Annotated in this window: 19 protein-coding genes and 1 pseudogene; 12 read left to right on the forward strand and 8 right to left on the reverse strand. The window is 70.4% G+C overall.

Features of this window, described 5'->3' with window-relative positions; translation table 11 throughout:
• The 5 genes from rpmA (at nt 1) to UAJ10_RS13580 (ending at nt 3,326) form a co-directional block, all read left to right on the forward strand.
• Nucleotides 1–282 carry a 50S ribosomal protein L27 gene (gene rpmA / locus UAJ10_RS13560; protein WP_004272538.1) on the forward strand — a complete coding sequence of 94 codons (282 nt, stop codon included), beginning with the start codon at nt 1–3 and terminating at the stop codon, nt 280–282.
• Nucleotides 283–545: 263 nt separating this feature from the next.
• Nucleotides 546–1,628 carry a GTPase ObgE gene (gene obgE, locus UAJ10_RS13565; protein ID WP_322915832.1) on the forward strand — a complete coding sequence of 361 codons (1,083 nt, stop codon included), beginning with the start codon at nt 546–548 and terminating at the stop codon, nt 1,626–1,628.
• 3 nt (nt 1,629–1,631) lie between these two features.
• The gene (proB, locus tag UAJ10_RS13570; RefSeq protein WP_322915833.1) at nt 1,632–2,819 is read left to right on the forward strand and encodes a glutamate 5-kinase; all 1,188 of its coding nucleotides are present in this window, start codon (nt 1,632–1,634) and stop codon (nt 2,817–2,819) included.
• Nucleotides 2,820–2,865: 46 nt separating this feature from the next.
• A complete protein-coding gene (locus tag UAJ10_RS13575; RefSeq protein WP_322915834.1) occupies nt 2,866–3,054 on the forward strand; it encodes a CopG family transcriptional regulator in 189 nt (62 codons plus the stop codon).
• Entirely contained in the window at nt 2,991–3,326 is a 336-nt protein-coding gene (locus tag UAJ10_RS13580; protein WP_322915835.1) for a type II toxin-antitoxin system RelE/ParE family toxin, read from the forward strand. Before UAJ10_RS13575 ends, UAJ10_RS13580 begins: the two co-directional genes overlap by 64 nt.
• Nucleotides 3,327–3,355: 29 nt before the next feature.
• On the opposite strand, the gene UAJ10_RS13585 is transcribed toward UAJ10_RS13580, so the two are convergent.
• Nucleotides 3,356–4,075 (reverse strand): HAD family hydrolase, encoded by a 720-nt coding sequence (locus UAJ10_RS13585; RefSeq protein ID WP_322915836.1) that lies wholly within the window; start codon nt 4,073–4,075, stop codon nt 3,356–3,358.
• 21 nt (nt 4,076–4,096) lie between these two features.
• The gene (locus UAJ10_RS13590) at nt 4,097–5,296 is read right to left on the reverse strand and encodes an MFS transporter (RefSeq protein WP_322915837.1); all 1,200 of its coding nucleotides are present in this window, start codon (nt 5,294–5,296) and stop codon (nt 4,097–4,099) included.
• A 115-nt stretch (nt 5,297–5,411) separates the two neighbouring features.
• Here UAJ10_RS13590 and UAJ10_RS13595 point away from each other — a divergent pair, with 115 nt between their 5' ends.
• On the forward strand, nt 5,412–5,990 hold the full coding sequence (locus UAJ10_RS13595) for a helix-turn-helix transcriptional regulator (RefSeq protein ID WP_322915838.1): 579 nt from the start codon (nt 5,412–5,414) through the stop codon (nt 5,988–5,990).
• An 86-nt stretch (nt 5,991–6,076) separates the two neighbouring features.
• On the opposite strand, the gene metW is transcribed toward UAJ10_RS13595, so the two are convergent.
• Together metW and metX are read right to left on the reverse strand one after the other, a co-directional pair.
• The gene (gene metW / locus UAJ10_RS13600; protein WP_322915839.1) at nt 6,077–6,712 is read right to left on the reverse strand and encodes a methionine biosynthesis protein MetW; all 636 of its coding nucleotides are present in this window, start codon (nt 6,710–6,712) and stop codon (nt 6,077–6,079) included.
• Nucleotides 6,713–6,716: 4 nt separating this feature from the next.
• The gene (gene metX / locus UAJ10_RS13605) at nt 6,717–7,922 is read right to left on the reverse strand and encodes a homoserine O-acetyltransferase MetX (protein ID WP_416235363.1); all 1,206 of its coding nucleotides are present in this window, start codon (nt 7,920–7,922) and stop codon (nt 6,717–6,719) included.
• A gap of 132 nt (nt 7,923–8,054) precedes the next feature.
• Here metX and UAJ10_RS13610 point away from each other — a divergent pair, with 132 nt between their 5' ends.
• From UAJ10_RS13610 to UAJ10_RS13620, 3 genes and pseudogenes are all read left to right on the forward strand, one after another.
• Nucleotides 8,055–8,918 (forward strand): chorismate mutase, encoded by an 864-nt coding sequence (locus UAJ10_RS13610; protein ID WP_322915840.1) that lies wholly within the window; start codon nt 8,055–8,057, stop codon nt 8,916–8,918.
• A 291-nt stretch (nt 8,919–9,209) separates the two neighbouring features.
• A complete protein-coding gene (gene hisC / locus UAJ10_RS13615; RefSeq protein ID WP_322915841.1) occupies nt 9,210–10,310 on the forward strand; it encodes a histidinol-phosphate transaminase in 1,101 nt (366 codons plus the stop codon).
• A pseudogene (locus UAJ10_RS13620) lies at nt 10,307–11,196 on the forward strand (prephenate/arogenate dehydrogenase family protein). The gene hisC and the pseudogene UAJ10_RS13620 overlap by 4 nt, the downstream one beginning before the upstream one ends.
• Before the next feature lie 156 nt (nt 11,197–11,352).
• Here the strand turns inward: UAJ10_RS13620 and UAJ10_RS13625 are convergent.
• Nucleotides 11,353–12,462 carry a DUF2125 domain-containing protein gene (locus tag UAJ10_RS13625; protein ID WP_322915842.1) on the reverse strand — a complete coding sequence of 370 codons (1,110 nt, stop codon included), beginning with the start codon at nt 12,460–12,462 and terminating at the stop codon, nt 11,353–11,355.
• A 213-nt stretch (nt 12,463–12,675) separates the two neighbouring features.
• Here UAJ10_RS13625 and UAJ10_RS13630 point away from each other — a divergent pair, with 213 nt between their 5' ends.
• Nucleotides 12,676–13,266: a gamma-glutamylcyclotransferase gene (locus UAJ10_RS13630; RefSeq protein ID WP_416235364.1), complete on the forward strand. Its 591-nt coding sequence runs from the start codon at nt 12,676–12,678 to the stop codon at nt 13,264–13,266.
• A 21-nt stretch (nt 13,267–13,287) separates the two neighbouring features.
• On the opposite strand, the gene rsmD is transcribed toward UAJ10_RS13630, so the two are convergent.
• Complete coding sequence (rsmD, locus tag UAJ10_RS13635) at nt 13,288–13,866, reverse strand: 16S rRNA (guanine(966)-N(2))-methyltransferase RsmD (protein WP_322915844.1); 579 nt, start codon at nt 13,864–13,866, stop codon at nt 13,288–13,290.
• Entirely contained in the window at nt 13,866–15,254 is a 1,389-nt protein-coding gene (locus tag UAJ10_RS13640; protein WP_322915845.1) for a pseudouridine synthase, read from the reverse strand. Before UAJ10_RS13640 ends, rsmD begins: the two co-directional genes overlap by 1 nt.
• A gap of 220 nt (nt 15,255–15,474) precedes the next feature.
• On the opposite strand from UAJ10_RS13640, the gene UAJ10_RS13645 reads away from it, so the two are divergent.
• Both UAJ10_RS13645 and UAJ10_RS13650 read left to right on the forward strand, forming a co-directional pair.
• Nucleotides 15,475–15,909 (forward strand): nucleoside deaminase, encoded by a 435-nt coding sequence (locus UAJ10_RS13645; RefSeq protein WP_322917323.1) that lies wholly within the window; start codon nt 15,475–15,477, stop codon nt 15,907–15,909.
• A gap of 42 nt (nt 15,910–15,951) precedes the next feature.
• On the forward strand, nt 15,952–16,629 hold the full coding sequence (locus tag UAJ10_RS13650) for a hypothetical protein (RefSeq protein ID WP_322915846.1): 678 nt from the start codon (nt 15,952–15,954) through the stop codon (nt 16,627–16,629).
• On the opposite strand, the gene UAJ10_RS13655 is transcribed toward UAJ10_RS13650, so the two are convergent.
• Entirely contained in the window at nt 16,626–17,582 is a 957-nt protein-coding gene (locus tag UAJ10_RS13655; protein ID WP_322915847.1) for a tetratricopeptide repeat protein, read from the reverse strand. The genes UAJ10_RS13650 and UAJ10_RS13655 overlap by 4 nt on opposite strands.
• Nucleotides 17,583–17,623 lie beyond the last annotated feature (41 nt).

The following is a 17,623-nucleotide window of genomic DNA, read 5'->3' on the forward strand; positions in this document are numbered from 1 at the left end:
ATGGCACATAAAAAGGCAGGCGGTAGCTCCCGCAACGGTCGTGACAGCGCCGGTCGTCGTCTGGGCGTGAAGGCCTTCGGCGGTGAAGCCGTCGTTTCCGGCAACATCATCGTCCGCCAGCGCGGCACGAAGTTCCACCCCGGCGCCAACGTGGGCCTGGGCAAGGACCACACCATTTTCGCGACCGCCGACGGCGCCGTGAAGTTCCACACCGGCCGTCAGGGCCGCACCTACGTGTCCGTCGAGCTGGCTCAGGAGCCGGTGGCTGTCGCCGCCGAGTAACCTGCCGCTTCGGCACCAGGTGAGTTGGAGTCTGATCGGGGGGACGGGTGACCGTTCCCCCGATTTGCATTTGCCGCTGCCGCGCGTCGCCCACGCGCTTTCGCTCCTCCCAGCTTTTTTCATAGGACGCGACCGCGTCCGCCGGAGCGAGCACCGAAGGGCGGAGCGAGGATAAGCCAAGGCCACGGATGTGGCCGCCCGGCGTCTGAGGGGGCCTTTGATCCACCCAGGATCAAAGGCCATTAATATAAGGCCCGCCCATCATGAAGTTCCTGGACCAGTGCAAAATCTACCTGAAGAGCGGTGACGGCGGCCCCGGCTGCGTCGGCTTCCGCCGGGAGAAGTTCATTGAGTTCGGCGGACCGGACGGCGGCAACGGCGGGCGCGGCGGCGACATCGTGATCGAGGCCGTGGACGGCCTGAATACGCTGATCGACTATCGCTACAAGCAGCACTTCAAGGCGCAGCGCGGCGGCCACGGCATGGGCCGCGACCGCTCGGGTGCCGCCGGCGAGCCCATGGTGCTGAAGGTGCCCGTGGGCACCCAGGTCCTGGACGAGGACCAGGAGACGGTGCTGGCCGACATGATGGAGGTGGGCCAGCGCATCGTTCTGCTGAAGGGCGGCGACGGCGGCTTCGGCAATGCCCATTTCAAGACCTCCACCAACCGCGCGCCCACCAAGGCCGGCCCCGGCTGGCCGGGGGAGGAGCGCTGGGTGTGGCTGCGCCTGAAGCTGATCGCCGACGTGGGCCTGGTGGGTCTGCCCAACGCCGGCAAGTCCACCTTCCTGGCGGCCGTGTCGCGCGCCCGGCCCAAGATCGCCGACTATCCCTTCACCACCCTGGTGCCCAACCTGGGCGTCGTGCGCGCGGGTGAGGAGGAGTTCGTGGTGGCCGACATCCCCGGCCTGATCGAGGGCGCGCACGAGGGCCACGGCCTGGGCGACCGCTTCTTAGGCCATGTGGAGCGCACCCGCGTGCTGCTGCACCTGGTGGACGGCACGCAGGAGGATGTGCAGAAGGCCTACCGCACCATCCGCCGCGAGCTGCGCGCCTATGGCGGCGGCCTGGCGGAGAAGCCGGAGATCGTGGCCCTGAACAAGGTCGACGCCCTGTCCGAGGAAGAGCTGGCGGAAAAGAAGCTGAAGCTGCGCCGCTCCGCCAAGAAGCCGGTCATGGTGCTGTCCGGCGCCACCGGCGAGCACGTGCCCGACGTGCTGTATGCGCTTCTGGAGCAGATCAAGGCTGCGCGCCTGATGGATGGCGAGGAAGCGCGCAGCAAGGCATACAAGGCGCGGTACAATCCCCTGGACGACATCTCCCAGGCCGACAAAGGGACACGTTAGAAAATGAACGACGCCGCCGACCGCACGGAAGTTTCTTCAACCGATGCGGCGGCGGTGTTTAGTGTCCCGCCGGTGTTGGGCGCCAAGCGCCTGATCGTCAAGATCGGCTCCGCCCTGCTGGTGGATGGCGAGACGCACCGCATCCGCCGCGACTGGCTGGACAGCGTGTGCGACGACGTGGCCGCATTGCGCCGCCGGGGCGTGGACGTGGTTATCGTCTCCTCCGGCGCGGTGGCCGTGGGGCGGGAGCACCTGGGCCTGGTGGGCCGCCCGCTGAAGCTTGAGGAAAAGCAGGCAGCCGCCGCCACCGGCCAGATCCGCCTGGCCCACGCCTATCAGGAAACCCTGGCCCGCCACGACATCACCGTGGCCCAGGTGCTGCTGACCCTGGACGATACCGAGGACCGCCGCCGCCACCTGAACGGCCGCGCCACCATTGAGACGCTGCTGAAGCTGGGCGCCGTTCCCGTGATCAACGAGAACGACACCGTGGCCACCGCCGAGATCCGCTTCGGCGACAACGACCGCTTGGCCGCCCGCGTGGCGCAGATGATCAGCGCCGACACCCTGATCCTCATGTCCGACATCGACGGCCTCTACACCGCCGACCCGCGCAAGGACCCGGCGGCCAGGCACCTGCCGGTGGTGACCGAGGTGACGCCGGAGATCGAGGCCATGGCGGGTGAGCCGCCCGCCGGCTACAGCAGCGGCGGCATGGTGACCAAGATTGCCGCCGCCCGCATCGCCGTCGCCGCCGGCTGCCGCATGGCCATCGTTTCCGGCAAGCGCCAGCATCCGCTGGCGGCGCTGGAGAAGACGGTGGAGCAGGGCGGGGCGCTGTGCACCTGGTTCCTGCCGTCGGCTGGACCCGGCACGGCGCGCAAGCGCTGGATCGCCGGCTCCCTGAAGCCGGCCGGCACGCTGGTGGTGGACGAGGGTGCGGCCCAGGCCCTGGCGCGCGGCGGCAGCCTGCTGCCCGCCGGCGTGCGCGGGGTGGAGGGGGAGTTCGAGCGCGGCGACCTGGTGGCCGTGCGCACCCAGGCCGGCCGCGTCATCGCCCGCGGTCTGGTCGCCTACTCGGCCGAAGACGCCCGCCGCATCCAGGGCCGCCGCAGCGCCGAGATCGAAGCCAGCCTGGGCTGGCGCGGCCGGGACGAGATGATCCACCGGGACGACCTGGCGCTGGGGTAAGGCCGGGGATCTCGACTTTCGGATGCCGGGATGCCATCTTCTAAGCATGAGTAAGCCCGCGCCCATTCCTGAGTTGGACGAAGAGCAGGCGGCCGAATTGGCTGCGCTGACCGCTGCCGTCGCCGAGGCGGATGCGGACCTCCGGGCGGTCCCGCACGAGGAAATGCGGGCATGGCTGTTGGAGTTGGCCGCCGGCAACTTCGACGCGCCGCCGCCGGTTGCTCGCCTCCTGTAAAAGTCATCTGGCGCAATGCGGCGCTGGGGGATGTCGGTCGTATCGCCCAGCACATCGCGGAAGAAAATCCAGTCGCTGCCCGGCAGGTCGCTCGGGAGTTGGTGCTTGCAGGTGACAGCCTGGGAGTCTTTCCCCGCCGGGGACGTCCCGGACGTGTTCCCGGCACGCGTGAACTTGTGACGGTGCGGCCTTACATCATTGTCTATCGCATTGAGGAGGCTGGCCGCGTGGCCATCCTGCGTGTATGGCACGCCGCGCAGGATTGGCCCTGAATTCCCTCCTTCTTCCCCGAGTCGATTCCTTACCTGGACCCTAACGCGCTCGGCAATTCACGTAAGGATGCAAGCTCGATATAGGGGTGGGGAATCGGGCCGGACACCATCTCGTGTGCCCAGGTGGTGTGGTAGGGCACGTGGAAACCTAGGCCGCCCAGGGCCGCCACCGGCAGGACGTCGGACTTCAGGGAGTTGCCGGCCATGGCGAAGTCGGCGGGGGCCACGCCGTGGCGGTCCAGCAGGCGGCGGTAGGTGGCGTCATCCTTTTCCGACACGATCTCGATGCGGTGGAACAGGTCGGCCAGGCCGGAGCGGGCGATTTTGCTTTCCTGGTCGAACAGGTCGCCCTTGGTGATCAGCCACACCTCGTGGTCCCGCTCCCGCAAGGTTTCGATCACCTCCAGGGCGCCGTCGATCAGGTCCACCGGGTGGGCCAGCATGGCGCGGCCGCGCCGCACCAGCGTCTCGATGGCGATGCCGGGGATGCGCCCCTCGGTCAGCTCCAGCGCCGTCTCGATCATCGACAGGGTGAAGCCCTTGATGCCGTAGCCGTAGGTCACCAGGTTGCGCCGCTCCACCAGCAGCAGGCGCTCATCGATGGTGGCCTGGTCCAGGTCGCTGTGGCGCAGCAGCAGATCGCGGAACTCGGCGTACGAGGTCGAGAACATGGCCTCGTTGTGCCAGAGCGTGTCGTCGCCATCGAGGGCGATGACGCGGGGGGGCACCCGGGGCGTAGGGACAGGCATGGTGCGCAACTCCAAAGAAACTCAGGCGGCCTGATCGGGGGCCGCGACGGAAGGGGACGATACCCCCGCCGCCCGCATCAAGGCCAGGCAGAGCAGGGATGCGGCCAGGCCGCAGGCGGCGGCGCTGGTCCAGCCCCAGTGGCCGGCGAAGGCAGCGAACAGCGGCGGCCCGATGAGGGAGCCGCTGGCGCCGAACTGGGTCAGCAGGCCGTTGGCGGCGGGCAGGCCCCGGTCCGACCCCGCCACGGCGGGCAGCAGGGCGAAGGCCAGGCCGGGATAGATGCCGGACAGGGCGTTGAGGGCGATGACCACGCCGGCGGCGGTGGCGAGGTCGGGCGCCGGCCCGAACACCAGGAACAACAGCAGGGCCGGCAGCATGATGCTGAGCGCCATCAGGGCGAAGGACGGCCCCCGCGCCAGGTCCTGCCCATGGTTGTGGTGATTCCACCACCCCGCCACCGCGCTGCCGGCCACGGTGGCGAAGGAGGCGACGCCGGTGATCAGGCCGGCGGTGTCGGCGCTGGCGCCGGCCTTGTCCACCAGGAAGGTGGGCAGCATGCCCAGCAAGCCGACCTCGAACGTGGTGTAGCAGCCGAAGCCCAGGGCCAGGGCCCAGGCCCGCCGGGTGGGGCCGGTCCCGCCTGCGCCTGTTCCGCGCACCCGGGCGCCCACTCCTGCCGTCATGGGCAGGGACAGGACCAGGGCGCCGGCCGCCACCACGCCGCCGCCGAACAGGGCGCCGCGCCACGACCATAGCTCCGCCGCCCAGCCGGACAGGATGGCGCCCAGGGCCAGGCCCACGGGCACGAAGCTGCTCCACAGGGCCAGCGCCACGCCGCGCTGGCGCGGGGTCGCCGTTTCCAGGATCAGCATGGGGGCGGCGATGACGGTGATGAGATAGCCGGCGCTCTCCACCACCCGCCACGCGATCAGCGCCGCCGGGCCGGGCGCCAGGCTTTCGCCCAAGCCGCCCAGCGCCAGGAAGGCGGTGCCGGCCAGCAGCGCGGGGCGCCGACCCGCCCGCTGGATCAGGCCGCCGGCGATGCGGCCGAAACCGGCGCCGCCGATCTCCAGCAGCGAGATCACCAGGGCCGCCACGGTGAGACTGAGGCCCAGGTCGCGGGAGATGAGGGGGATCAGGGCCGACATCTTGCCCAGCTGGGCGGCGGCGATGACGCCGACACAATAGAACCAGCCGATCTTGACCCAGGTGCCGCTCATGATGCCCTCAACCGCGTGACGCCCGCCAGCGGGCGGGGGATGCCATTTTTGGCATGGCCGGCGGCGAAAGGCCGTGAATAAGATATGCGTGGACAAAGGGCGCAGGACATCACCCATGGGCCGCAGTATCGCCGCTGTCATCGGCCCCGTGTCGCACCTGGGGCCCTCGCTCCGGATGTGGCGCACCCTGCGCCGCATGAAGCAGAGCCATGTGGGGGAAGTGCTGGGCGTTTCCCAGGCTACGGTGTCGCGCTGGGAATCGGGGGCGCTGGCGCCCGACGCCGATGAACAGACCGCCATCCGGCTGCTGATGCGCGCCGGCCTGGACAGCGCCGCCGACCGGGAGCTGGCGCGCCTGGTCAACCAGTCAAGCGGGGCGGTCCACCTGGTTTGCGACCTGACGCACACCTTGCTGGCCCTGTCGCCGGCCCGGGAACGGGACTTCGGCCGGACGCGGGCCGACCTGCTGGGCACTTCGCTTTGGCCCTATGCCACCGAGGACATCGTGGCGGCGGAGGCCACCCTGCCGGATCTGGGCTGGTTCGAGGCCGGGCCGCCGGCCCTGGAACTGACGACCCGCGCCAACCGCTCGGCCGAGGTGCCCATCCACGCCAGCCGTTTCCGCTGGGTGCGCTTCCAATTGTCGGACGGCACCTTCGCCCGGCTGGTCGACACCATCGCGTACGATAATTAGCCGTGGCCAAGATACCAGCGGCATGAGCCTGCCCATGCCGTGGGCCGCGACTGCGGCCGCCGGCGCTTGAGGCTACAGAAGAGACTTCAGTCTCTTCGCAACAAAAAGATGCCTTGCTCCCCCGACCAGTTGGCGCGCCAGGTGGTGGCGTCGCTGGTCAGTTGGCGGCCGGCGTGGTCCAGGATGGCGCTGCGTTCCACCGTCACCCCGCCCAGGTCGGCGCACAGCGCGGTGAAGTCGGCGATGGTGCAGAAGTGGATGTTGGGCGTTTCCCACCACTGGAAACCCAGCCGGTCGGTCACCGGCATGCGCCCCGTCAGCAGCAGGGCCAGACGCACCCGCCAATAGCCGAAATTAGGGAAGGAGACGATGACGCGGCGGCCGATGCGCAGCATCTGCAGCAGCACGCCGCGCGGGTCGCGCGTGGCCTGCAGCGTCTGCGACAGGATGACGTAGTCGAAGGCGTCGCTGGGATAGTCCTTCAGGTCGGTGTCGGCGTCGCCCTGGATGACGGACAGGCCGCGCGACACGCATTCGCGCACGCCATCCATGCCCAGTTCCATGCCGCGCCCGTCGACACCCTTCTCCCGGGTCAGCAGGTCCAAGAGGGCGCCATCGCCACAGCCCACGTCCAGCACGCGGGCGCCCGCGCTGACCATGTCGGCGATGCGGCGCAGATCGCCGCGGATGTCGGTGCGGGGGGGAATGACCGTGGCGTCCATGGGATCAGACCCGCCGTTTCAGGCCGCGATGATCGGCGCAGCCGTTGATGAAGCCGCGCATGACCTGGTGGAATTCCGGCTCATCCAGCAGGAAGGCGTCGTGGCCCTTGTCCGTCTCGATCTCCACGAAGCTGACGTTGGCGGCCACGGCGTTCAGCGCGTGCACCACCGCCCGCGACTCGGATGTGGGGAACAGCCAGTCGCTGGAGAAGCTGGCCAGGCAGAAGCGCACGGGCGTGCCCTTGCCGCCCACGCGGAAGGCCTGGGCCAGTTGGCCGCCGTGCTCCGCCGCCAGGTCGAAATAGTCCATGGCGCGGGTGATGTAGAGGTAGCTGTTGGCGTCGAAGCGGTCGACGAAGCTGGCGCCCTGGTGGCGCAGGTAGCTTTCCACCTGGAAATCGGCGTCGAAGCCGAAGGTGATGGCCTGGCGGCTTTGCAGGTTGCGGCCGAACTTGCGGTGCAGCGCCGCCTCGGACAGGTAGGTGATATGGGCGGCCATGCGGGCCACGGCCAGGCCGCGCGCCGGGTTGGTGCCGGCCCGCTGATAGGCGCCGTCGCGCCATTCCGGATCGGCCATGATGGCCTGGCGCCCCACCTCGTGAAAGGCGATGTTCTGAGCCGAATGGCGGGCGGCGGTGGCGATGGGCACGGCGGCGAACACCCGCTCCGGATAGGCCACGGCCCATTGCAGCACCTGCATGCCGCCCATGGAGCCGCCGATGACGCAGAACAACTGGTCGATGCCCAGCGCGTCGATCAGCAACGCCTGCGCCCGCACCATGTCGCCGATGGTGATGACGGGGAAATCGATGGCGTAGGGCTGGCCCGTGGCCGGGTTCGCGTCGTGCGGGCCGGTGGACCCCATGCAGCCGCCGATGACGTTGCTGCAGATGACGAAGAACCGGTCCGTGTCCACCGGCTTGCCCGGGCCCACCAGCATCTCCCACCAGCCGGGCTTGCCGGTGATGGGGTGGCGGTCGGCCACGTACTGGTCGCCCGTCAGGGCATGGCACACCAGGATGGCGTTGGACTTGTCGGCGTTCAGGGTGCCGTAGGTCTGGTAGGCCACGGTGAAGGGCCCCAGCTGCCCGCCGCCGTCCAGGGGCATGGGCCGGTCGGCACCCAGCACCATGCGCTGCCCGGGCAGGACCCCAAGGGCGGGCGCGGACGGGGCGCCGGAACTATCCGTGTAGGCAGGCGGGGTGATCATCGTGGGGCGAGCCTTGGAATGCAGCCTGCATGACTAGGAAGGCGGGGTACCCCAAGTCAACGTTTTCTTTGATTTTGTGGGGGGCAGGCTCTAAGACTCACTCGTTTCAGGTCCTATAATCCGAACCCGTCCATGCCCCCTGCCAGCCCCTCCGTCGACGCCCTGCGCCGTGAAATCGATGAGATCGATGCGGCCATCCATGACCTCATCATGCGGCGCGCCCGGGTGGTGGAGCGTATCGCCCAGTCCAAGGCGGGCGCCAAGGTCTTCATCCGGCCGGGGCGTGAGGCGGGCATCCTGCGGCGCCTGGTGGCCCGCCACCAGGGCAGCGTGCCCGTGGCCGCCATCGTCCGCATCTGGCGCGAAATGATCGCCGCCATGACCCTGATCCAGGGGCCCTTCGCCGTGGCCGTCTACGCGCCCGACGACGACCGCCGCCTGTGGGACATCGCCCGCGACCATTACGGCACCGTCACCCCCCTGGCGCCGGCGAACACCGCCCAGGCCGTGCTGCGCGCCCTGGCCGAGGGCAGCGCCACCGTGGGCGTGGTGCCCGTGCCGGAGGAAGAGGAGACGGACCCCTGGTGGCGTTTCCTCATCAGCGACGACACCAAGACGCCCAAGATCATCGGCCGCCTGCCCTTCTGCAGCCGCCCCGGCCAGAAGGAGGGCGGCGACGCCCTGATCCTGGGGGCCGTGCCGCTGGAGGCCACGGGCCAGGACCACACCCTGCTGGGCGTGGAACTGGCGCAGGACATGAGCCGCGGCCGCCTGAAGGACATGATGGAGGCCGCCAGCCTGCCCGTCGGCTGGTTCCGCATCTTCCATCTGCCGGGCGGCGGCGGGTCCGTCCACCTGATCGAGGTGGAGGATTTCGTGGACGGCGACGACGCGCGCCTGGACGCGCTGGCGGAAAAGCTGGGCGACGCCCTGGTGCGTGTGCTGCCCGTGGGCGCCTATGCCCTGCCCATCACGCTGGACGTCAAGAAGCCCTGATATGTGTGGCATTTGATCGTGACCGCTCAAATGCCCCCTCAGTCGTCGGGCGCCCGCGGTCGCGGGCTACAGCGGCACGAGTTGAAACCTCTTGCCGCTGGTGGAGGACGGACCGCCGAGTCGCCCTTGGAAATCCGCCGAGTCGCGCCCCCGGGACGCAGGGCATGCGCCCCCGATTCGCATAAGGCTTTGATAAGACTCACAGCTATCCTTACCTCCGTGCGGGTTTGATCCGATCCGCCGCCCGCGAGAAGAAGACCGCCACCGCCTGCCAGAAGGTTTCCCTGCATCATGTCCGCTCCCGTTCCCAACCCCGGCATTCTCGATATCCATGCCTATGTCGGGGGCGAGGCGCATGCGCCGGGGGCGTCGCGGCTGATCCGCCTGGCGTCCAACGAGGGGGCGCTGGGCCCCAGCCCCAAGGCGGTCGCGGCCTATACCGCGATGGCGGGCCAAATCCACCGCTATCCCGATGGCGGCTCCAAGGCGCTGCGTGCCGGCCTGGGCCGTCGCTTCGGCCTGGATGCCGAACGCATCGTCTGCGGCAACGGCTCCGACGACGTGCTGCAGCTGCTGACCCGCGCCTACGCCGGCGCCGGTGACGAGGTGCTGCACACCGTCCATGGCTTCGCCATTTATCCCATCAGCGCGCGCTTCGCCGGCGCCACGCCGGTGGCGGCACCCGAGACCAACCTGAAGACCGACGTGGATGCCCTGCTGGCCCGCGTCACGCCCCGCACCCGGGTGGTCTTCATCGCCAACCCCAACAATCCCACCGGCAGCTATCTCAACAAGGACGAGCTGCGGCGCTTGCACGCGGGGCTGCCGGAGAACGTGCTGCTGGTCATCGACGCGGCCTATGCCGAGTACGTCGACGCGCCGGACTACACCGACGGGTCCGACCTGGTCGACGAATTCAGCAACGTCGTCATGACCCGCACCTTCTCCAAGATTTTCGCGCTGGGCGGCCTGCGCCTGGGCTGGGCCTATTGCCCGGCCCCCGTGGCCGACGTGCTGAACCGGGTGCGCGGCCCCTTCAACGTGGCGTCCAGCGCCCAGGCTGCCGGCCTGGCGGCGCTGGAGGACGTGGAGTTCCTGGAGAAGAGCCGCCGGCACAACGCCCAGTGGCGCGAATGGTTCGTCGGCCAGGTCCGTGAGCTGGGCCTGGTGGTCCATCCCTCCGTCGCCAATTTCGTCCTGATCTCCTTCGCGGAGCAGAAGGGCGACCGCGCCAATGCCGAGGGCGCCCGGCTGCTGCTCAAGTCGCGCGGCATCCTGGTGCGCCAGGTCGGCTCCTACGGGCTGCCGTACTGCCTGCGCGTCACCATCGGGCTGGAGGATGAGATGCGGGAGGTCGTGGCCGGCCTTGCGGATTGGGTGGCCGGCAAATGACCGATACGCCCCTGTATAAGCGCGTCTGCGTCATCGGCCTGGGCCTCATCGGCTCTTCCCTGCTGCGCTGTCTGATGGCCGACCGTTCCCTGGCGGGCGAGGTGGTGGCCTGCGACCGGTCAGACGCCGTCTGCGCCCGCGTGGCGGAGCTGGGCATCGCCGACCGCGTGGAAAGCGACGCCACCCTGGCCGTGGCCGGCGCCGACCTTGTCGTCCTGTGCACGCCCGTGGGCGCCTATGCTGACGTGGCGGCCCTGATCGGCCCGCATCTGGCGCCGGGCAGCACGCTCAGCGACGTGGGCTCCGTCAAGCAGGCGGTGGTGCGCGACGTTTCCCCCATGTGCCGGACGGTGTGCACTTCGTGCCCGGCCATCCCCTGGCCGGGACCGAGCATTCCGGCCCCGATGCCGGCTTCAAGGAGCTGTTCCGCGGCCGCTGGCTGATCCTGACGCCGCCCCCGGGGACGGATGCGGCGGCGGTCGACCGGCTGGGCCGGCTGTGGGCCGCCTGCGGTTCGCAGATCGAGGTCATGGATGCCAGCCACCATGACCAGGTGCTGGCCATCACCAGCCACCTGCCGCACCTGATCGCCTACACCATCGTCGGCACGGCCACGGATTTGGAGGAGACGACGAAGTCGGAGGTCATCCGCTTCTCCGCCTCCGGCTTCCGCGACTTCACCCGCATCGCGGCGTCGGACCCCGTCATGTGGCGCGACATCTTCCTGAACAACCGCGAGGCGGTGCTGGAGATGATCCAGCGCTTCACCGAGGATTTGACGGCCCTGCAGCGCGCCATCCGCTGGGGGGAGGGGGACAAGCTGTTCGACCTGTTCACCCGCACCCGCGCCATCCGCCGGTCCATCATCGACGCCAAGCAGGCTTAGTCTTTGTGCTCCCTCAAGCGCCGGGCGGCCGCATCCGCGGCCTTGGCTATCCTCGCCTTTCAGTCCGCTGACGCTCCCCGAAAGGCTCCGGCGGCTGCGGTCGCAGCCTAGTCGCTTCGCTCCCTTGGGGCGGAGCGGCTGGCTTGGCGTTTGGCTTCAATGCCAGGAGATGTCGGGGTAGTGGGCCACGGTCAGCGGGCCCACCTGCAGCTTATGGTCTTGCATCGTGATGGGCAGCTTCAGGGTGGGGGGGCCGCCGTTGGCCTTGGGCTTGGCCAGCAGGGCCACGCCCAGGTGCGCCCAGGTGGCGGCGTTGCCGCGCAGGCTGCCGCCGTCGTGCAGCGCGTCCACCAGGTTGTCCAGGCCCGACAGCTCCGCCGTGCCCGATCCCTGGGGCTGCAGGTTGGCGTCCAGTGCCAGGGTGGCGTTGGCCCCCATGTGCAGGTCGCCCCAGTCCAGTTTCAGGCTGTCCACCTCCACCGTGCCACCTTCCTTGGACCAGGGGGTCACCGCGTCCGCCGTGGGCGCGGCGGGGATCGGCCCTTGCACCCGCGCCGCCAGGATCAGGCGCTGCACCGTCGTGCCCAGGCTGCGCACCGGCGGCACGGTCATGTTGGTGATGTCCACGTGTAGGGCCAGGCCTGTGCCCGTGTGGTCGGTGGGCGGCGTCACCGGCCGCTCGACCGTGACCGACACATCCTCGATGGGGTAGCTGCCGGCCGGAACCAGGCTTGCCGGCGGTGCTGCGGCCGCCGTTCCGTCTGTCGGGGGGGCTTCCGCCGGGGCGCCCTCCGGCGCCGGCAGGGGCGCGGCGACCAGGGTGGCGTGGTTCAGGTTCACCTGGACCGAACGCGGGGTGCCGGTGGCCAGGTCCAGGGTGACACGGCCGCCGGCGATGGTGGCGGTGGCGTCCAGGGCCGGCCGGGCCCCTTCGCGCGGCAGGCTGGCGTGGCCGCCCTTGGCCAGGGTCAGGACCACCTGGTCCAGGCGCCAGATGGGTGCCGAGGCCTTGACCGTCTCGGCCAACCAGCTCAGCCCGTCCGGCTTCGCGACCTTCACGTCGGTGGCGGTGATGGAAATGCCCAGGGGGAAGCCGCCCAGCGTGGGCGGTTGATAGGTGATGGTGGCGCCCGCCGCGCGCGCCAGTTCGGTGTTGTGCTCCAGCAGGCCCAGCAGGCGGGTCGCCATGCGGTGCCACCACACGGCATAGCCGGTCACCAGGACCAGCACCAGGAACAGGACAAGGGTCAGGGGGCGGACACGCATGGAAAATCCCAAAAGGCGGCGGCCAGGCATGGGCGCCGGGGCGATGAGGCCACGCCCGGATGGGCTTGGCAAGCGCGGCGCCGTCGCGCCGGTCTTCAGTCTTAGATCGGCATCCGCCGCCTGGAATGCCAGCGCCAATAGGCTTACCAACGGTTGACGGCGGCGGGGAAGCCGTACAGGGTCGGGGCATCATGGTCGTTTCCCCAGCCTGGCATGCCGCCCTTGTCCCCATCCGCCTCTGAAATCGCCGCCCCCTATCGCGCCATCGGCGTCGTCGCCGACGTCGATGTCTGGGTCTTCGGTTACGGCTCCCTCATGTGGAACCCGGGTTTCCCCTTCGTGGAGCGGCGGCTGGCCACGGTGCGGGGCTGGCACCGGGGGTTCAGCGTCTATTCCTTCCGCCATCGCGGCACCCGCGCCTGTCCGGGCGCCGTGCTGGGACTGGACCGGGGCGGGGCTTGCCGGGGGGTCGCCTACCGCGTGGCGGAGGCCGAGGCGGCGGGCGTCCTGGATTACCTCTGGGCGCGGGAGATGCAGAACGCGGTCTATGAGCCGCGCCTGCTGACCGCCACGCTGGACGACGGGGCGAAGGTGCCCACCGTGGCCTTCACCGTGCTGCGCGGGCATGAGCAATATTGCGGACGCCTGCCGCCGGGGGAGCTGGCCGGCCTGATCCGCCAGGGCGTGGGGGAAAGCGGACGCAACGTCGACTATCTGGTCAACACCGTCCGGCACCTGCATGAGCTGGGCATCCGCGACCGCAACCTGGAAGGCCTGGTGGAGCGGGTGACGGGGCCGGTGTGATCGACCCAGGCCCCCGGACCATCATCCCCGCTTGAGGAACAGGACGCGCGTGTCGCCATAGCGGCGCTCGTCCAAGGTCTCAAAGCCTACCGGCGCCTCGAAGGCGTCGTCGCCGCCGATCTCCACCACGCAGAGGGCTTCCGGCGCCAGCCAGCCGCCGACCACCAGGCTTTCCAGCGCGCGGGGCGCCAGGCCCTGGCCGTAGGGCGGGTCCAGGAAAGTGAGGCCGGCGGCATGCCGCGAGGCCTGCGCGTTCAAGGGGGGCGCCTTGGTGGCGTCGCCCTGGATGAACTGGCAGCGGCCGGTTTCCTTCAGCGTGGCGGCGTTGGCGCGCGCCAGGTCCAGCGAGGCGCGGCTGACGTCCAGAAACAGGGCCGCCTCCGCCCCGCGCGACAGCGCCTCCAGCCCCAGGGCGCCGGTGCCGCAGAACGCGTCCAGCACCACCCGCCCTTCCACCGTGGGGCCCTCGTCAGCGAAGAAGTCGCCATGCTCCAGGATGTTGAACAGGGCCTGGCGCGTGCGGTCGCTGGTGGGCCGCACGTCCCGGCCGCCGGGGGCCGCCAGGGTCCGCCCGCGATGCCGCCCGCCGACGATGCGCATCAGGTCTTCTTGCCCTTGGGCGCCGGCTTGCCCTTAGGCGCGGGGCGAGCGGGCTTCGGACCGGCCGATTTGGGGGCCTTGGCGGGCACCGCCTTGCCGGCGCGCGGGGCCGCCTTGGCCTCACTGCGCTTGGTGTCGTCCCGTTTGGCATCCTGGCGTTTGGTGGGCGCGCGCTTGGGCGGCGCGCGGCTGTCGACACGCTCCCCCAGGCTGGGCGCGGTGCGGGCCACCGGCGTCTTGCGCGGGCGTCGGGCGGGGTGCCTGTCCTCGTCATCGTCGGGCGTGCCGTCCAGCGCCCGGTCCAGGGCGTGGGCCAGCGCGCGCGCCTTGTCGGCGGCGCTGTCGCCGGTCGATGGCGGACGCCTGGTGCGCGTCACCGCGTCGGCCTGGGCCGACGGGCGCTCCACGGTCCGGGCGTTGGGCCGGGCCGTTGCTCGATCCGGGGCGCGGGTGGGGCGCGGCACTTCGGCCATGTCCTCGCGCCGGGTACGGGCCGGCGCGGTCTTCGCGGGGCTCGTCTTCGCCGTTGGGGCGGGCTTGGCCTTGGGCGCCTTGTCGAAGCGCAGGGCCGGCACCTCGGCCGCGGACCTGGTGGCGCGCGCCTCCTTGCGGTCCTGGGCGCTTTCCTTGGGGAAGAACTGGGGCAGCTGGTCGCGCAGCACGCGGCGCGGCACTTCCTCCACCTCGCCCTTTTCCAGCTTGCCCAGCTGGAACGGGCCGTAGGCGACGCGGATCAGGCGGTTCACCGTCAGGCCCAGGTGCTCCAGCACCTTGCGGATCTCGCGGTTCTTGCCCTCGCGCAGGGTCATCGTCAGCCAGGCGTTGCTGCCTTGCTCCCGGTCCAGCACGGCCTCGATGGGGCCGTATTCGGTGCCGTCGACGAAGATGCCTTCCGCCAGCTTGGCCAACTTGGCCGTATCCGGCGTCCCGTGCACGCGCACGCGGTAGCGGCGGGGCCAGGCGGTGGACGGCAGCTCCAGGTGCCGGGCCAGCTCACCGTCGTTGGTCAGCAGCAGCAGGCCCTCGGTATTCAAATCCAGCCGGCCGACGGAGATGACGCGGGGCATGCCGTCGGGCAGGCGGTCGAACACCGTGGCGCGGGCCAGCTCATCACGTGCCGTGGTTACCAGGCCGGCGGGCTTGTGATAGCGCCAGACGCGCGTCGGTTCCTGCTCGGGCAGAACCTGGCCGTCGACGACGATGCGGTCGCCAGGCCGCACGTTCACGCCGGGCGAGGTCAGCACCTGACCGTTCACGGCCACGCGGCCGTCGGCGATCCAGCGTTCGGCATCGCGGCGGGAGCACAGGCCGGCGCGCGCCAGCCGCTTGGCGATGCGCTCACCGGATTTCTCGGCGCCAGACTTTTCGGGGGATTTGGTCTCGGACATGCGCCGGACTGTATGCGCGCCCAGCCGCCTTGCCAAGCGCCAGACGGCGGCGGCCCAAGCCGGTGGGGCCCCCGCATGTGACATGGCTGGCGGTTCCCCGCATCGATCTCTTCGCCCGATGACAGATGCGCCGCCCGGCCGCTTGACGCCGCGCGCGGCCCTGCTCCACGCTGGGGGCATGCTGTCGTCCACCCACGAGATCGAGCCGGACCTTTCCCCCATGGAGCGCGCCTTCGCCGAGGCCGCGTCCGCCGCCGCGCGGGGGGAGGTGCCGGTGGGCGCCGTCATCGTCGACCCCGCCACCGGCGCCGTCCTGGCCGCCGCCTCCAACCGGACGGAGGAGTTGGCCGATCCCACGGCGCATGCCGAGGTGCTGGCCATCCGCGCCGCCTGCGCCACGGTGGGCCAGCCGCGCCTGCCCGGCTTGGATCTCTATGTGACGCTGGAGCCCTGCGCCCTGTGCGCCGCCGCCATCAGCTTCGCCCGGCTGCGGCGGGTCTACTTCGGGGCCTATGACCCCAAGGGCGGGGCGGTGGAGCATGGTCCCCGCTTCTTCGGCCAGCCCACCTGCCACCACGCGCCCGACACCTACGGCGGGCTGCAGGAACGGCGGGCCGGGGCGCTGTTGCAGGACTTCTTCAAGGAACGCCGCTGATCGCCGCCGCCGACCACGCCACAGCAAGGGGATGGGAACCGCATGCCGCTCTACCGGGACGACTACGGCGCCTTCTATTGGTCCTTGCGCGGTGATGTGACGGGCGAGGTGGTGCGCGACACCCCGTTCCATAAGGACGCCGGCATGCGGGTGCTGCGGGTGCGGCCAGGGCAGCAGGGGCGCATCCTGTGGACGGTGCGGGGCACCTTCGCCCTGCTGGGGCTGGAGGTGCTGGCCATGCTGGTGCTGGCGGTGGGGCTGGTGACCGTGCCCGCCGGCTGGCCGATGGCGTTGGCGCTGAACGCCTTCCTGCCCATCACCGTCCTGGCGGGGCTGGCGGTGTCGGTGCTGGTGCCGCTGTCCTGCGAATGGACGACGGTGCGCCATCCCTTGCGCATCGTCCACGGCCAGGCGAACAGCCTGCTGCTGGCGCCCTTGCTGCCCGTTCTGGCGCCGGCCCTGTATTTCCTGGCGATGGCCCTCACCCTGTGGCGTCAGAAAGGCGTGTCCAAGGGCCTGCGCGCCATCGTGGCCGGGGCGGACCTATGGGAATGGGCGGTGATGGCGATGGCGACGCTGGGCCTGGCGGTGCTGGCCGGCTGGGTCGTCCATCAATGCTGGATCGCGTGGAAGGAGTCCCGCCGCCGCCCCCCGCCGCGCATCCTCGGCCTGAGGGTGGCGGCGTCGCGCGAGCAGCGGCGGGACCGGACCGGGTCTTAGGCCTCGGGGGCCTCGGGCTTCTTTTCCACGGCGGGCTCGGCGGCGGCTTCGATCGCCGGGGCTTCCTCGGCCCTGGTTTCGGCGGCAGTATTTTCGGCGGCGGCCTTCTCAGCGCGGTAATTGTCGAAGGCGATCTTCACCGACCGGGCGGCCTCGCTGTCGGGGTAGGCGGCGGCCCACTGGTCGGCGCGGTCGGCGGCGGCGTCACCGTTGCCCATCTGCGCCATGACCGTCAGGGCGCGGGCGTAGAACTGCTGCGGCACCGGATGCGCGGGCGTGGTCTGGATCAGCACCCAGATGATCTGGGCGGCCTCTTCGGCGCGGCCCATGGCGATCAGGGTGTCGGCCAGGGCCAGCCGGGCGTCACCCTGGGACGGGTCCAGGGTGGCGCAGGCGTGGAACTCGGCGGCGGCCGCGTCCAGGCGGCCGGTGTTGCGCAGGATCAGGCCCAGGTTGAAGCGGGTCTCGGCCCGGTTTGGGTCCAGTTCCAGCGTGCGGCGCCAGGCGTCCTCGGCCCCGGCCAGATCGTTCTTCTGGCCCGAGGCCACACCCAGGGCGTGCCAGGCCTCGGTGAACTGCGGGTTCAGCTCCACCGCGCGGCGGAAGCTTTCCAGCGCCTCATCCACCTTGCCCTGGGCCAGCAGGGCCATGCCCAGGTTCTGGTGCGGCGGCGGGTGGTTGGGGTTCAGCGACCGCGCCTTCTTCAGCGCCGTCACCGCCTCCTCCAGCTTGCCCAGGCCCTGCAGCACCGCGCCCAGGTTGGACCAGGCGACGCGGATTTCCGGGACGGCGGCGTAGATGCGGATGATGGCGCGATAGGCGTTCTCCGCCTCCTTCAGCCGGCCCTGGCGGTGCAGGTCGGCGGCCACGCGCATGTCGTTGACGAAGGGCGCGCCGGCATTGGCGTCCTTGGAGATTTCCGCGATGCGGCGGCGGCGGTCCTGGCGATTCATGATCTCGTGTCCCTGAAAAAACGGCTGGGGCCCATCCTGGG

Source organism: Nitrospirillum guaranorum, from assembly GCF_034653275.1.
Taxonomy (GTDB): domain Bacteria; phylum Pseudomonadota; class Alphaproteobacteria; order Azospirillales; family Azospirillaceae; genus Nitrospirillum.

What these genes read in the sequence shown, in the direction of transcription:
- rpmA (WP_004272538.1), top strand. Translation starts at nt 1, where the DNA reads ATGGCACATAAAAAGGCAGGCGGTAGCTCCCGCAACGGTCGTGACAGC.
- obgE (WP_322915832.1), top strand. Translation starts at nt 546, where the DNA reads ATGAAGTTCCTGGACCAGTGCAAAATCTACCTGAAGAGCGGTGACGGC.
- proB (WP_322915833.1), top strand. Translation starts at nt 1,632, where the DNA reads ATGAACGACGCCGCCGACCGCACGGAAGTTTCTTCAACCGATGCGGCG.
- UAJ10_RS13575 (WP_322915834.1), top strand. Translation starts at nt 2,866, where the DNA reads ATGAGTAAGCCCGCGCCCATTCCTGAGTTGGACGAAGAGCAGGCGGCC.
- UAJ10_RS13580 (WP_322915835.1), top strand. Translation starts at nt 2,991, where the DNA reads ATGGCTGTTGGAGTTGGCCGCCGGCAACTTCGACGCGCCGCCGCCGGT.
- UAJ10_RS13585 (WP_322915836.1), bottom strand. Translation starts at nt 4,075, where the DNA reads ATGCCTGTCCCTACGCCCCGGGTGCCCCCCCGCGTCATCGCCCTCGAT.
- UAJ10_RS13590 (WP_322915837.1), bottom strand. Translation starts at nt 5,296, where the DNA reads ATGAGCGGCACCTGGGTCAAGATCGGCTGGTTCTATTGTGTCGGCGTC.
- UAJ10_RS13595 (WP_322915838.1), top strand. Translation starts at nt 5,412, where the DNA reads ATGGGCCGCAGTATCGCCGCTGTCATCGGCCCCGTGTCGCACCTGGGG.
- metW (WP_322915839.1), bottom strand. Translation starts at nt 6,712, where the DNA reads ATGGACGCCACGGTCATTCCCCCCCGCACCGACATCCGCGGCGATCTG.
- metX (WP_416235363.1), bottom strand. Translation starts at nt 7,922, where the DNA reads ATGATCACCCCGCCTGCCTACACGGATAGTTCCGGCGCCCCGTCCGCG.
- UAJ10_RS13610 (WP_322915840.1), top strand. Translation starts at nt 8,055, where the DNA reads ATGCCCCCTGCCAGCCCCTCCGTCGACGCCCTGCGCCGTGAAATCGAT.
- hisC (WP_322915841.1), top strand. Translation starts at nt 9,210, where the DNA reads ATGTCCGCTCCCGTTCCCAACCCCGGCATTCTCGATATCCATGCCTAT.
- UAJ10_RS13625 (WP_322915842.1), bottom strand. Translation starts at nt 12,462, where the DNA reads ATGCGTGTCCGCCCCCTGACCCTTGTCCTGTTCCTGGTGCTGGTCCTG.
- UAJ10_RS13630 (WP_416235364.1), top strand. Translation starts at nt 12,676, where the DNA reads ATGCCGCCCTTGTCCCCATCCGCCTCTGAAATCGCCGCCCCCTATCGC.
- rsmD (WP_322915844.1), bottom strand. Translation starts at nt 13,866, where the DNA reads ATGCGCATCGTCGGCGGGCGGCATCGCGGGCGGACCCTGGCGGCCCCC.
- UAJ10_RS13640 (WP_322915845.1), bottom strand. Translation starts at nt 15,254, where the DNA reads ATGTCCGAGACCAAATCCCCCGAAAAGTCTGGCGCCGAGAAATCCGGT.
- UAJ10_RS13645 (WP_322917323.1), top strand. Translation starts at nt 15,475, where the DNA reads ATGGAGCGCGCCTTCGCCGAGGCCGCGTCCGCCGCCGCGCGGGGGGAG.
- UAJ10_RS13650 (WP_322915846.1), top strand. Translation starts at nt 15,952, where the DNA reads ATGCCGCTCTACCGGGACGACTACGGCGCCTTCTATTGGTCCTTGCGC.
- UAJ10_RS13655 (WP_322915847.1), bottom strand. Translation starts at nt 17,582, where the DNA reads ATGAATCGCCAGGACCGCCGCCGCCGCATCGCGGAAATCTCCAAGGAC.